The sequence below is a fragment of the Deltaproteobacteria bacterium genome (genome assembly GCA_016180845.1).
GTDB lineage: Bacteria > UBA10199 > UBA10199 > JACPAL01 > JACPAL01 > JACPAK01.
The window spans coordinates 1-14,821 of sequence record JACPAK010000007.1 but is presented as its reverse complement, the minus strand read 5'-3'; the positions used below and the strand labels follow the sequence as shown (position 1 = coordinate 14,821).

The 14,821-nt window shown below is 50.7% G+C and carries 10 protein-coding genes; 8 read left to right on the top strand and 2 right to left on the bottom strand.

Going from position 1 to position 14,821, the window contains the following annotated elements; all coding sequences use genetic code 11:
- Window positions 1-18: 18 nt before the first annotated feature.
- Window positions 19-1,194, top strand: a complete 1,176-nt coding sequence (locus tag HYT76_08855; protein MBI2083656.1) for a DUF819 family protein — start codon at window positions 19-21, stop codon at window positions 1,192-1,194.
- On the opposite strand, the gene HYT76_08850 is transcribed toward HYT76_08855, so the two are convergent.
- Window positions 1,159-2,838, bottom strand: coding sequence for a hypothetical protein (locus tag HYT76_08850; protein ID MBI2083655.1), 1,680 nt, complete (start codon window positions 2,836-2,838; stop codon window positions 1,159-1,161). The two genes, HYT76_08855 and HYT76_08850, sit on opposite strands and share 36 nt — an antisense overlap.
- Before the next feature lie 107 nt (window positions 2,839-2,945).
- On the opposite strand from HYT76_08850, the gene HYT76_08845 reads away from it, so the two are divergent.
- A complete protein-coding gene (locus tag HYT76_08845) occupies window positions 2,946-5,516 on the top strand; it encodes a hypothetical protein (GenBank protein MBI2083654.1) in 2,571 nt (856 codons plus the stop codon).
- Here the strand turns inward: HYT76_08845 and HYT76_08840 are convergent.
- Window positions 5,501-6,610, bottom strand: a complete 1,110-nt coding sequence (locus HYT76_08840) for a glutamate--cysteine ligase (GenBank protein ID MBI2083653.1) — start codon at window positions 6,608-6,610, stop codon at window positions 5,501-5,503. The genes HYT76_08845 and HYT76_08840 overlap by 16 nt on opposite strands.
- A gap of 96 nt (window positions 6,611-6,706) precedes the next feature.
- Between HYT76_08840 and dnaE the strand changes: the two genes are divergently transcribed.
- The 6 genes from dnaE to HYT76_08810 form a co-directional block, all read left to right on the top strand.
- Window positions 6,707-10,159, top strand: coding sequence for a DNA polymerase III subunit alpha (gene dnaE / locus HYT76_08835; GenBank protein MBI2083652.1), 3,453 nt, complete (start codon window positions 6,707-6,709; stop codon window positions 10,157-10,159).
- Entirely contained in the window at window positions 10,131-11,408 is a 1,278-nt protein-coding gene (hflX, locus tag HYT76_08830) for a GTPase HflX (protein MBI2083651.1), read from the top strand. The genes dnaE and hflX overlap by 29 nt, the downstream gene beginning before the upstream one ends.
- Complete coding sequence (locus tag HYT76_08825) at window positions 11,408-11,962, top strand: CDP-alcohol phosphatidyltransferase family protein (protein ID MBI2083650.1); 555 nt, start codon at window positions 11,408-11,410, stop codon at window positions 11,960-11,962. The genes hflX and HYT76_08825 overlap by 1 nt, the downstream gene beginning before the upstream one ends.
- Window positions 11,950-13,026, top strand: coding sequence for a metallophosphoesterase (locus HYT76_08820; protein MBI2083649.1), 1,077 nt, complete (start codon window positions 11,950-11,952; stop codon window positions 13,024-13,026). Before HYT76_08825 ends, HYT76_08820 begins: the two co-directional genes overlap by 13 nt.
- Entirely contained in the window at window positions 13,027-13,734 is a 708-nt protein-coding gene (locus HYT76_08815; protein MBI2083648.1) for a hypothetical protein, read from the top strand. It begins immediately after the preceding gene.
- A 157-nt stretch (window positions 13,735-13,891) separates the two neighbouring features.
- Window positions 13,892-14,821: hypothetical protein (locus HYT76_08810; protein ID MBI2083647.1), on the top strand; the 930-nt coding region annotated here is incomplete at its 3' end.

The window sequence follows — 14,821 nt, the reverse complement described above, 5'->3', positions numbered from 1 at the left end:
GGGATATCGGACCGCTCTATGCCTCTTATTCAGGAGCCTTCTTATGTTTTTCTTGTCCTCCTCACGCTTCTCGGGGCGATTTTTTTCCTCTCCTCCAGAAAGTCATTAAAAAAGATTTTTGATATCATTCCTCCGATCTTTTTGGCCTATTTGGTCCCAACACTTTTGAGTAATTTTGGCGTTATACCGGCAGAAAGCGCCTTTTACGTATGGGCCAAGAAGTATCTGCTCCCGATGTCCCTTTTCCTGATACTTATCGGGATTGATATTCCAGCGATCCTTCGCTTGGGTCCCAAGATGCTTATAACGATGCTTTCAGGGACGTTGGGTGTGATTCTCGGCGGACCTATAGCGGTTGCGCTTTTCAAAAACTACCTCCATCCTGACAGTTGGATGGGGCTCGCTGCCCTCGCCGGGAGTTGGATCGGTGGGGTAAGCAACTTCGCCGCGATCGCCCAGGGGCTTCAGGCCCCCCAGCAGTTTGTCTCCCCGGCGATTGTCATTGACACGATTGTTGGCTTCTCCTGGATGGCGCTTTTGATGTTCTTTTCGACGTTCCAGGGGAAATTTGATACCTGGAATCGTGCCGATACCTCGATGATCCTGGAGGTACAGAAGAAGCTGGAGGGTTTTCATAAGCAGGTTTTGAGACCCTCGACGGTCACGGATATCCTTGTCATTCTGACACTTGGTTTTACGGGGGGGGTTCTCTGTTTTAAATTGGGGCATTTTGTTCCCTATCAATCGAAGGTCTTTAGCCCGACGCTTTGGGGAGTCATTTTAACAACAATGATCGCTGCGCTGCTTTCCTTTACCCCCTTGAGGAAATTGGAGGGGGCAGGCTCGACACGGATCTCTTATGCGGCCCTCTACCTGCTTTTGACAACAATGGGGGCCCAGGCGGACCTCAGGGCGGTTGTCCAATCCCCAGTTTATCTTGCCGTCGGAATCGTTTGGCTTTCAATTCATATCATCTTTATTCTGATTGCTCTTCGTCTGCTCCGAGCCCCCCTCTTTTTTGGGGCGGTAGGGAGCATGGCAAATATCGGGGGAACTGTGAGTTGCCCGATTGTCGCCGAGGTCTATCGCGAACATATGCTGCCCGCTGGAATATTGATGGCGCTCGTTGGGACCATTTTAGGGAACTATGGTGGGTTATTATGTGGCCTGCTGATGAAGTTCGTTTTGAGTTAGGAAGTATTCGTCCTGGATCCCCAAAATATTGACATACTGTTCTGCGAGTGCCTCGGAGCGGATTACCTCGTAGATTGCAAGTTTCTTCGCTTCTTCCTTCTTTTCTGCCTTTACGAGCCGATAAAATCTTTCCAGCTCGGTGATACTGATCCCCTGGCCACGGAGGACATCGATAAGATCGTTTTCTTTTTTAACCAATCTCTGACGATATCTTCGAACATCTTCCGGATCGTCTTTGCCACGATAATCTTGCACGAGTTCCCGATATTTTTGACTGATTGTCTCCTTGGGCTGCGTCAGAATTTCAACCGTTTGATAAAAAAGGATCTGCCCAGGTAGCCGGAGCTCAATATTACCAAAGGGGTCCGTCCTTAAAGATGACCAAGCATTGGCAAAGATTCGGTTCGGCATCGGTCCATAGACGGTTCGGAGTGCGTTCTGAACATAATAATCGATATTCCTGAATCCTTGAATCCAGCGTAGCGTAAAATTGATCATGTTGGTTGTAATCATTCCGACAGCGGTAAAGAGGAGCATATGGGAGAGGCGTGGCGCCCGGAAGATGTGTCTCGAGATAAAGGTGCCGGCGTCGAATATCTTCCTCCCATTGCTGGAGAAAGAGGTAGCGGCAGTGACCCCAAACACCGCAGCCCCGACAGATGCGAGAAAGAGATCTTTATAAGGATTACAATTCTCATCATCCGCCATATTGAAGGCGGAATAAATGCCGAGTCCAATAAGCCCCAGGGCGATGCCAGCGACCCCGATCTTCCATGCCAAGGGCCCTTTCATCGTACCTGCCATTAATTCATCCTTGGTGACTTTTGGCAATTGAATCGCCTCCGCCCTGACCCGTGTGTAATCTGTCGTTCGGAGGAAGTCTCCTCCAAGGAGTCGATTCAGGATAGACCTCGGTTTTTTATGAACAGCGTTCCCTATCTTATGGTAGAGGACATCCGTCGCGTTGCCGGCGATGGTTCCTGAACGCCCGAAGGCGGTCGAAAGAAACGCCATCATTGCCCATTCCGAGGAGAAGAGATTCAGGTTAAAATCGTGAAGATCAAAATTTTCAGGGTTGGAGGTACAGGTTCCCTCCTTCGGTTTGCGTCCCCTGGAATTTCCCCAACAGTCTGCCAGGACCCGTCCTCCCAGGTAGAGCATAAAGAGAACACCGAACGCCTTTGCCATTCTCTTATTGGGCATCCTCTTTCCATGTTCTTTGACGAAAGCAGTATATTCCGGCGTCCCCGCTTTTGGTGTCTGGTACCATCTTCCGAGTTCATGCCAGGTTTGTGCCACACCTAAGGCAATCATCGAGGTAGCGGCAATAGGCTTAAGAACGTCTCGTGTCCCTCCAAGACTTGCAAAATCACGATCCTGGGCAGCTCGTCGATTGTATTGCTCTTCGGAAATTGCTGAGGCAGCGTCAGAGAATGAGCTTCCAGTGAAGATATCTTTAAGGAAGAGACCACTCTTATGAACACCATTGATCAGGTCATCAGGGCTTCTAAAGAAGTCTGTCTTTGCGACGAGGCCTAGGGCGCCAAGATAACCGACAAGCCTTGCAACTCCCCAGAGAGATGCCTTGACCGCCGGGTCAGGTTGAATCAAAGGCCTCAGGATATAAGAGATCGCTCCACTCATGTTTCTGTGGCCCGTATCGCCATTTTTAAAAAAAAGTTGTGGGAAATGTCATTTTCTTGACAACTTCATGAAAATAGCTGCCGAACAAAAAGACGCTTGGGGTAAAAATGACTTTTTTTATCACAGCTCTTGACTATGGAGCGCACTTTGCCGGCGGATATGCCTTTCTAGCCAGCGCCGGTCACTGGACACATACCCTCTCAGGATCCCTGCTTGGCAAACAATCATGCCTGACTCAAGCGACCTCTTACTTCGGATCACCCCAGGCATTTCAAAAGGCTGGCTTCTGGGGAATAGGTGGGATGGCCTGGAACTCTATACGGGCTGTCGAAAGGATCTCCAAAGATCAATATCAGAAACCGGCCGAAAAGGCCCAAGATTGGCTGCTGGTCCTGACCGGCCTTGCGACGGTTGGTTGTGTCGGCTTGAGTCTCTTTCGCAACTCTTTATTTCAACGGTTTACCCGACAGGGTCTCGCCTTTGTAGAAGATCAACTGGTTCGATTGACCTGGATTCAGAACGGCATCGGCATTGCCAGTATCGGGGTGGATGCCTGGAGTACGAAGGAACTCTATCAGCAATGGGAGGGGAGTGATCGGGATCTGGGGACTGGTCTTTCACTCTGCTTCCAGACAGGGATGACGGTCTTCTTTACCTTTGACACCCTCTCGCGTCAGGCCTGGAGCGGTGTCGGTCGTCGTCTTTTCGGTCTTGAATCTCATGTGGAAAGATCGGGACGGGAGATCGGAAGGGCGATTCGAACAAGCGGGGTGGAAAATGTGGATCAGGTTCAGAATGACCCTTTCAATATAGCGGCCCTGATTGGCCACGAGCTCGGTCTCGAAGACAGCGCTGTTTTCCGAGTTGCTGAGCATTATCGCGGGAGGCGCAAAACAGGAGACTTGGCTGTAGAAAAGGCGGTCAAGAGACTGGCAGACGATTCTCATGCGGTGATGGGTTCCTATCATCGTCATGCAGAAGACCTTGAAGAGCTTGATTGCGACGAACTTTTGGAAGTGATTTTGAGACATGCCCGTGATCGACGAACTCCGATTACAGTCGAGCAAGTGAGAGAGGCCAGGGCAGTTGTGCAATCGATGATGGTCCAACGGTGGTCAGCGACAGAACTGTATCCTCTGGCTGCCCGAGATGGTCGAAGGGTTGGCGGAGAGTGGGAATATAAACTTGGCCTCCCTCGAACGCAACAAATTGAAAAGATGGTCGCTGATCTTGAGGCAAAAGGGTGGAAATGCACAAAAACCCCCCCTACGAAGCCTCGATTTGGAAAGTGGAGCAAGGTTCACCCAACCCTCGATGTTCGGTTTCATTACCAGGGAAAAGAATATTTTATTTATGTCCGTCAAATGAGTTCATCCAATCTCATCTATGCCTCTATCAATGGGGAAAGGATTGAAATTCCACTCGTGGCCAAGGGACCCTCTATTGCGCCCGCCGATGAGATTTTGAAGCGGTTTAGTGATAACTATGAGGGGGCTTTAAAGTGGCTTGCGGCCCAAGAGAGTCGTCGGACCGGAGAGGATGCCGATTTTGTTCATCGGGCGATGATGACGGCGATTGAACGAGGGGGGGGTGAGAGCTACACCTTCTCCTACATTAAAGACGATACGGGACTGCAAAGATGGCATTACGACAGGACGGCAGGAAAGGTCCGTTTTGATTCAATCGTGCTTACAGATGCCGCTGGAGGAGATATTGGTCAAGAGCTTCCAGAGACATTTACCAGTTTTGGGGATGCTTACAAACATCTAAGAAAGCTTGCGGAGACCGGCAAATTGAGTGGAAGAAGTGTCGAAGCATATACAGGGATTCAGGCTGAAAAGAATGGGGTTCGAGTTTCTTTGGATATTGTCTTGGAGCCTCTTGATTTTTGTGAGCTTCGTTTTCATGAAAGTCGGGCGGGGGGGCTCTATGATGAATTGGAAGGTTCTGTTGCCCATACCTTGATGAAATTGGGTGCCGAAGGGACGCATAACGATCGTTCTGTAGCGGCACAATGGCATGTCGATGTCGATACGCCAAAATTATCGCCAGATCCGATGCTTCGAGTGATACGGGCATACCATAGGTTCAGGCCTATCCTTGAGCCTGGAATGCCTAACCACCCGATGAGGAAAAATTTTGTCCTTCGTGCCGTCCAGCCGGAAAGTCCCGGGGTCTCTCTGGAACAACGGGAACGGGATGCCGTCAGAGAGATCCTTTCAACAGATTGGGATCGAGGGCCGGGAGAGAAGCTCGTCCCTTGGCTTTCGAGATTAGGGGTCAGAATGAACAGGCTTTTTGCGGTTCATGGAAGCGATCTTAATTCAGAAAATATCCTTGAGCATCTGACACGTCGGGCTGCCGAGGCCAACGGAACCAGATCGTGGAGACGGGAGCATGGGGCCACTCCGATACAGGCACGAAGGATGGTTGGCCGGCTTCGGTCAAAGCGTGAAAAACCGATCTCTACTGAAGAGGTACGAAGGGAAGACACGCAGGAAGAATTTAACCCTGAAGGGCAACTCGTTTTTTCACCCTCAGGACACCTCTGGAAGAAAAAAGTCTGGGTTGGTTTGTTCCATGCCGCCCAACTTCCAGGAGCTTTGACCGCGACCCCCCGAGGAAGGCGATATCACCGGATGATGGAAGAGGCGCTTAGAACTTATTTGGGAACATAACCCATCTCCAGTGTTGCAGCGACGGAGGCGATTCGAGCGACCAGATCGCAAACGGTGAAGAGGTCCTCCGCATGATCGGTCTGGTGATAACAAACGCAGGAAAACCGCATGCCGGGGGCGTTCAGGTTTTGACGTTCGTTCCTTTCATCATGATAGCGGAAAAAGGTCCCAACAGGCGTCCCACCGACCAAATAGACGACCGGTTCCAGAGGCTTCCCCTCATAGAGATCGATCGTTTGCAGCCCCTCCTGGAACAGCAGTTCCGTCACCGGTCGACCCCCTTTCGCATACTCGATCTTTTTCCGGAGGCGGCTTGAGAGTTGGAGCAGCTCGGCACCGGAATCGATCGGCAGGACCCCCAAGCCATAGGTGCCGGAGTTGTTCTTCACGAAGAGATACGGCTCCTGTCGAATCCCATACTGCTGGTACTTTATTCTAATCTCCCGGAGTAATTGATCTGCCGACTGCTGGAGTCGATCGAGACAGGTCGTACTTCCCAGGTCAATCGCACTCTCGACGGTCGAGAGCGGAGTTAGAAGCCAGGGGTCAATTTCCAAGAGAGCTGCAACCTCACGGATCAGATCCCCATAAATCTGAAAATGGATGCTTTTCCTTCGTGAATGCCAACCAAGGAGCGGAGAGGGGATGACAGGGATCGAAAGCGCCTTCAACTCCTCCGGGTAGCCGGAAGAGAGGTCATTATTCATCAGGATCAGATCCGCCCTCCTTAATTCAAGCCCGACCGTTGTCTCAAAACCGGCCGCGGAAAGGATCCGAACCAGCGCCTTCAGATTTTCCTGATAAAATTCATTCCGCGTGTGGGCCTCGGGATAAATATGGATATGTTTGATCTCGGGATGATATTTTTCAAAATAACGGGCAAACGCCTTCGAGGCATTCTCAGAAAACGTCTCACAGAGATTGTTAAAACCGGCCGGGTAAATGTTTGTATCGACTACGGAAATCTTGAAGCCTGCATTGCGGATATCGGTCGAGAGGGTCACGGGAGGGGGGGCAACCCCTTGGCGTCCTTGTATCCACTCCTCAAGTTCTGGGCCCTTTGTCCTTATCTTGGCAACAATTTCCTTGATCACGGAATAAAACTAAACACCCCTTCTGATTTCTGCAACCCGATTTTTGATTTTGTTTGATTGACTTATCGATGACGAATTCCTTACCCTCCATGCGCGATGTCTGATTTCGTCCACCTCCATCTTCACACCCAATACAGCCTCCTCGACGGGGCGATTACGATCGATGACCTCTGCGAGAGGGCCCGCGAGTTTCGGATGCCGGCGGTTGCGATGACCGATCACGGAAATCTTTACGGCGCGATTGAATTTTATCAGAAGGCGACGAAGGCAGGGATCAAGCCGATCATCGGGTGTGAGGTCTATATCCAGTCCCATGGCAGTCGTTTTGAGAAAAAGGTCCGGCGGGGGTATGAGCCTTACCACCATCTGACGCTCCTCGCGATCGATCGGGAAGGGTATCAGAACCTGATAAAACTGGTCTCGCTCGCCCACCTCGAGGGGTTTTATTACAAACCGAGGATTGATAAGGAGCTTCTGAAGGCCCATGGAGAGGGGCTTATTGCCCTTTCCGGGTGTCTCGCGAGTGAGATGGCCGAGGCGGCATTGGAAGGTGGGGTAGGGGGCGCCTCGCAGGTTGCCGAGGAGTTCCAATCCATTTTTGGAGACCGGTTTTATCTCGAAATTCAGGAAAATGGGCTCGCCCCTCAAAACCAGCACAACGCTATTTTGAAGGAACTCTCCCAAAAACTCTCTCTTCCGCTCGTCGCGACGAACGATTGCCACTACCTGCGTCGTGAAAATTCTACGGCGCATGAAGCGCTCCTCTGTATCCAGACCGGCAAAACACTCCTCGATGACGACCGGATGAAGTTTGGAACAGATGCCTTTTATCTGCGTTCTGCTGAGGAGATGCAGGAACTTTTCAAAAACCTTCCCCAGGCGTTGGAATCAACCCTTGAGATTGCCAAACGGTGTCACCTGGAACTCGATTTCAAAAACTACCACTTCCCGAAATTTCAAACACCAGAGGGGAAGGGTCTCGATGACTACCTCGAAGAAAAGGCGTGGGAAGGTTTTGAAAAGAGATGGTCTCAAATTCAACGCCGCTTCGCGCCTGAGGAGGTTGAAGCGCAGCAGAAGAGGTACGAAGAGCGCCTCAGGCAGGAACTCACGATGATCAAGAAGACCGGATTCGCCGGCTATTTTCTGATCGTCGCCGACTTTATCGAATATGCGAAGGGTCAAAAGATTCCTGTGGGGCCGGGACGAGGATCGGCAGCAGGGAGTCTTGTTGTCTATTGTCTCAACATCACAGATCTCGATCCGATGCCGTACAATTTGCTCTTCGAGCGGTTTATCAATCCGGAACGAATCAGCATGCCGGACATGGATATCGACTTTTGCATGGATCGACGGGACGAGGTGATCCACTACGTGCAGAAGAAGTATGGAAATGTGGCCCAGATCATCACATTCGGAAAGATGAAGGCGAAGGCGGTCGTGCGGGATGTCGGGCGGGTTTTCAACATGCCGTATGCCGATGTCGATCGGATAGCGAAGATGATCCCGAACACGCTGAATATCACCTTGAAAGAGGCGTTTCGTCTGGAACCGCAGCTCAAAGAGTTGACAGAAAAAGATCCCCAGGTGGGGAAGCTGATGTCGATCGCTGAATCACTCGAGGGGCTCAATCGCCATGCCTCAACCCATGCGGCGGGGGTGGTGATCTCAGATCGTCCTCTTGTCGATTTTTTGCCGCTCGCGGTCGGTCAAAAGGGTGAGACGATCACTCAATATGACATGAAATCGGTCGAGGAGGTGGGGCTGATCAAGTTCGACTTTCTCGGACTGAAAACATTGACCGTTATTGACCATGCCTTGAAGATTATTCGCCGGACCCGTCAACAAGAGATCGCCATTTCAGAAATCTCTCCGGATGATCCACTCGTCTATCGGTTGCTCTCGCAAGGGAGTACCATGGGGATCTTCCAGCTTGAGTCGACCGGGATGCGGGAATTGATCGTCAAATTAAAACCGACCCATTTCCCCGATCTGATCGCCCTCGTTGCGCTCTATCGGCCCGGTCCCCTGGGTAGCGGGATGGTCGACGACTTTATCAATCGAAAACATGGACGCGTCGCCGTGACCTATCCTCTTCCGGAGTTAGAGCCGATCCTTAAAGAGACCTATGGTGTCATTGTTTATCAGGAACAGGTCATGCAATGCGCGTCGTTACTCGGAAATTTCTCCCTCGGTGATGCCGATATCCTTCGTCGCGCAATGGGAAAAAAGAAACAGGAGGAGATGGCCCAGCAAAAAGACAAATTCATTCAGGGATCTCTCAAAAACAAGATTCAGACAAAAAAAGCGGAAAAGATCTTCGACCTCATGGCGAAGTTTGCTGAGTATGGGTTCAACAAAAGTCATAGTGCCGCCTATGCCTTTATTTCCTATCAGACCGCCTATCTGAAGACGCATTTTCCGGTTGAATACATGGCCTCTCTCTTGACCCATGAAATGGGGAATACCGACAAGGTCACGATTTATCTTGCCGAATGTCGCGATATGGGGATTTCAATTCTTCCCCCCGATATCAATGAGAGTTTTACTGACTTTTCTGTCGTTGGAGAGAAAGAGATCCGTTTCGGTCTTGCTGCGGTCAAAAATGTGGGTGAAGCGGCGATCGAATCGATCCTTGAGGCGAGGAAGAGGGAAGGGCGCTTCCGATCTTTCATCCATTTTTGTGAGGGCGTTGATCTGCGAAAGGTGAATCGCCGCGTTATCGAAGGGCTTATCAAATGTGGCGCCTTTGATTCGATCGGTATCCGTCGTTCTCAGGCGATGACTGTTCTGGATCAGGCGCTGGAACGGGGCGGGCGTGTTCATCGGGAAAGGGCCAGTGGGCAGTCAGCCCTTTTCAATACCCTTGAAGAGGCGTTTCCGATTCCCGATCTTCCGGAATGGGAGTCAAAAAAGAAGCTCTCGGATGAAAAAGAAACGCTCGGGTTTTTTATTACCGGACATCCCTTGAATGAACACGAGGAAGTCCTTAAAAAAAGAGTCAGTGCGGACAGTCGCTCCCTGCCGGAGCTTCCGGACGGGAAGGAGGTTCTTTTAGGGGGTATTGTTTCCGGTTTAAAGGAAATCCGGACGCGCAGTGGGGAGCTCATGGCCTTTGTGACTCTTGAGGATCTCAGAGGAACCGTAGAGATTGTGGTCTTCTCGGATCTCTACAAAAGGTCCGCATCTTATTTAAAAGATCAGGAGCCGATCCTTATCCGCGGGAATACCGATGTCGGTGAGGAAACGGTCAAGATTATTGCCAAAGAAATCACCCTGTTACGTCTGCGTCCTTCCACGGCAGAACCTGAGCAAAAAGAGGTCCATGTCCGACTCTCCACTGAAAAAATTACGCGGGAACAACTCGAAAGGCTCAAGGAGGTCTTGGGACAGCATCGGGGGAAGTCGCCAGCATTTATCCACTTGAAGGAAGAAAAAAAAGGTGAGACAATTTTATCATTGCCGGAAGGGTTGACGGTAAGACCCTCGCCGGAACTTGTCACGGAGGTGGATAAACTCTTTGGAGCTTCAGTTACGACCTTGCAGTAACCTTGTTGAAAAGGCCCTCCTTGTCGGTCTTTTCCGAAACCGACGCGAAAAATTCGATCACGAAAATTCATTAGAAGAACTAAAACTTTTGGCCTTTTCCGCCGGGGCAGAGGTCATTCTTCAGAGATTATGCGAATTAAAGGAGTTTCATCCCGCCACCCTGATCGGTCGTGGGAAGGTTGATGAGCTTGCCTTGGAAGTCAAAGAGCTTGGCATTAACATCGTCATTTTTGATGAAGATCTCACGCCGACGCAAAATCGAAATCTTGAAGAGATGTTTGGATGCAAGGTCATTGACCGAACCGGTCTGATCCTGGACATCTTTGCCAGGCGTGCGCAGTCCCGAGAAGGTAAGATTCAGGTCGAACTGGCCCAGCTCAAATATCTTTTGCCAAGGTTGGCTGGCCATGGGCATGAGCTTTCGCGATTGGGAGGCGGTATCGGGACACGCGGACCTGGTGAAACACAGTTGGAAATGGATCAGCGGCGCGTTCGGAACAAAATAAGTCTCCTCACAGAGGATCTTGTTCGACTCCGAGCCCATCGGGAGATCCATAGACGAAAAAGGGAAGGGGTGCCGATCGCGACGGTTTCTATCGTTGGGTATACGAACGCCGGAAAATCAACCCTCATGAACCGTTTGACCGGCGCAGGGGTCCCTGTGGCCGATCAGCTTTTTATGACGCTGGATCCGACGGTCCGTCGCCTGAAGCTCCCATCGGGGAGAGAGATCCTTTTGGCGGATACCGTCGGTTTCGTCCGTAAACTTCCACACCAACTGATCGAGGCCTTCTATGCGACATTTGAGGAGGCGGGGGCCTCTGATCTGCTTCTTCATCTGATCGATGTGAGCCGCTCAGGGGCTGCTGAGCGGATTTCTGTCGTCGAAAATGTCCTTCGGGAGCTTCGGCTGGACGACAGGCCTCTTTTGCGTGTTTTTAACAAAACCGACCAGAATTCGATCCCGAGACCCGAAGGGGTTGAGCTAGTGCTAGGGGATCAATTCATCTCCGCCCTTCAGGGAGATGGTTTGGAGGCGTTATTAGAGGCTGTGGATGAAAAACTTGCCGAATCTTTTCAACGTGTCTCTTTCATGATTCCGCATGCCGATGGGGCTGTTCTGTCGCAGCTTTACAGTCATTCACGGGTTTTGGAAAGAACCGATGGGCGTGAGGGGGTCCTCCTTCAGGCGGAGGTCTCAGAAAAGTACTTCAATAAATTCAAAAAATTTCGTACCCTCCCTCGCTAATGAGGGAATTGATAAACCTCCCCAATCTTCTGACCGGATCTCGAGTCATTCTCGGAGGTGTCTTTCTCTTTTTTGTCCTGCAGGACGTTTGGCCGACCGCCTTCTGGATTTTCCTGGTTGCGGCAGCGACAGATCTGATCGACGGGGCAGTGGCGCGCCTTTTTGATCAAAAAACCCAAGCAGGGGCGATCCTGGATGGGGCAGCTGACAAAATTCTCATGTCCTTGGGCTTTGTTTCCCTGACAGCGAAGGGGTGGCTGCCTCTCTGGCTCACCGTTTTCGTCCTTTTGAAAGATCTTATGGTCACAGGCGGTATTGTTTATTTTCGAATAAAAAAAGTTGCTCTCACCTATCACGCCTCGATTCTTTCAAAATCAGCGACCTTTTTTCAGATCTTGACCCTCTCCTTCGCACTTTTGAACGCCTCTTTTGGGGTTGGGGATTTCGTTTATGGTTATGATCGCCTCCTGGCCGGGTTATTGACAGCGATGGCGACCATTCAATATTTTTATATGGGGTTAGGGATCCTCAGGGAGTCTCAATGCGCAAGGTGAAAATTATTGTCAGCGATTTTCATATCGGAAAAGGGGTTTTCCTGCCGAATGGAACCAGAAACCCTCTGGAGGATTTTTTTTATGACACAAAGTTTATTGAGTTTCTTCAATATCATCGGGCAGGGGAGTACGAAAATGCCGATGTCGAACTTATTTGTAACGGTGATTTTTTTAATCATCTTCAGCTTGATTATTACGAGAGGCATCCCGAGTGGATTTCGGAAAAGGTTGCGTTGTCGAGGACTGACGCAATCCTGAAGGGACATCCGGAGGTCTTCGCCGAAATGAAACGTTTTGCCGAAACCCCGAATCACCGGATTCTCTTCATGTTGGGAAACCATGATCCCGGTCTTCTCTTTCCCTCCATTGCGGAGAGGCTCAGAAAGGCGTTTGGAACCAATGTCTCCGTCAGGACGACGCCGTATCGCTTCGACGGAGTTCATGTCGAGCATGGAAACCAGTTTTTTGCCGACAACGCCTATAATACCGAACGGTTATTTTTAAAAAGGGATCTCCCGGAGCCGATTGTGAATCTCCCATGGGGAAGTTACTTCGTCATTCATTATCTCAATGAAGTCAGGAGAGAGCGCCCCTATTTTCACAAAGTTTATCCCTTCAAATACTATCTCCGCTGGGCCTTGATCCACGATACCGTTTTCGCCTTGAAATCGATCTTCCGGATCCTCTTTTATTTCTGCCGGCTTCGTTTCACAAAAGACCCGCATCGGCGCTCCTCTTTTGTGCGCACGATCCAGATCATCAAGGAGGTAGGGTTATCTCCACGTCTCGATCTTGAGGCGAAGAAGATCCTCTTAACCGAGCGAGAGGCCCATGTTGTCATCTTCGGCCATAGCCACCACGCGGTGATGCGGCAGTTTGCCCCGGGAAAGGTCTATCTAAATACCGGCGTCTGGAATGAACAGCTCTCACTCGAGATGTCGGATCCCGGCAAGGTGGTCCGGCTGACCTATGGTCAGCTTGATTACGATGAACATGGCGTTCCCCATCCGTCTTTGAAGGAGTGGAAGGGGAGTCATCGGATTATCGAGGAGGTGATTGGATAAATGGTCAACCCAGTGACACCCCGTTGCCAAGAGATCTTTGAAGAGATTCAGTTTTGTTTCGTCGCTCCTCAAGAGCCGGAGAGGGAAACTGCTTATCTGCACTTTCCGGGATCCGTAAGACATTTATCGGAAGACATTAAGATCCACCTCCCCACCTGCACCGTCGAAGAGAGGCTTCGCCTCTATCCGGCTCTCGAGAAACTTTTTTGTCGGCCGGAAAATCCAAAAGAAGTCTGTCGTGAATTTGCACAGGCCTCTACAGACCCCTCCAATCCAATCTCATCCCTTCACAAAGAATGGGCATCAAGACAGGGAGTTTCTTCATTCAGAAGTCTGTTTCATCACTCAGAGCTGTTCCTCGGGCTGGCAAGTACTCTTGTTGGATTCTGCTTTTTTCGATGGTGGAAGGGCATTGAGCCTTTTTCTTTCTTCGGTGGAATCATCGTGATGGGAGATGCTGGTTATAAGATACTGTTCTCTCCGGCAACGATCCATTCCGCGAAGCCTTCTCAATCCGAAGACGAAGATTCTCGAGATAGATCGAGGCAAAGACAAAGACCCGATCGGAATTTCCACTATCTACCCGGCATCATCGGAGTCGCCTTGTTAGGATTTGGGGTCTTTGCGTTACGAAGGCGATGGATCGTCCCTTCCGTGATTAGTTTGGTTGTCTCCCCAGCCCTTATCTCGCTCACATTTCAGGATTAAACCGTCCGATTTTCGGACGGTCCGTCCGGAAATCAAACGTTTTCTTCTCTCAAAACCCTGTTTTAACGGCCTTTTGGGTTGGCACGTCGTTTGTATATATCCCCAAGAAAAGGAGCAACCAAACCGGTCTTGTTCACGAGAATAAACCGTGCCATTTATGCCCAAGAACCTCTGCAGATTCCTTACCCCACTGCTCCTTGTCTTTATCCTTCCTGGAGGTCTCTTCACCGGCTGTGGCAGCTCCTCCGGCAGTTCCGGTTCTTCTCCATCCGATGGTTTTGCGATGCCGCAGGCGTTGTCGATGCTGGATGAGCTGGGGATCGGGTATAGCTGTCATGCCCTCGTCTCGACGAAACCGGATAAAAAATACCCGCTGACAATCGATCAGACCGTTCGTCGTTGTCGTGGGGAGGTGACGGTCAAGACCGGTTCGACATTTGATGTGACGGTTGTTTTTGAAGCGGGAGACCCGATCTCAGAAGAGACGGTCGAGGTGGCGCGGTTTACAAAGACAGGACTGGTCGCCGTCGGATCCAGCATGTCGGTCACCTACGATGAGGAAGAGGCGGTCTATGACCCGACTCCCGGACAGGTCTCCTCACTCAATCTGGACGGAGATCAATGGTCGAACTTCGATGAACTGGTCTATGGGAGTGACCCGACTGATCTCACGAGTCTCCCCTCGGGTCCTCGAGCCTCCGCCTCCCGGAAGGATATCCTGACCCAGAACGATGTCTCGCTTCCGGAGGGGATCAGTATCACGGAGGCGTTCAGTGGAGAGGCGGAGCTCAAATTAAAACTGTTCTCCCCGAAGCCGATCACAGGGGTCAAAATAGTTGATCCTGACTTTGGGGTAACCATCACGGAGATCGCTGCCAAGGAATATTCGATTATCATCAATACTGCAGAGCATCTGATCTCTGCGAACGTTCAGACCATCACCCTCACACTCGAGATCACCGATTCCTATTTTACGGTACAACGCTCATTCAGCTTCTCGGTCTATAACCCGCTCGATCGGACCGCCCCGGCGAAGGTAATGATCGGTCTTGCGAAGGATCAGCTGATCCGGGATCGTCTGACATTT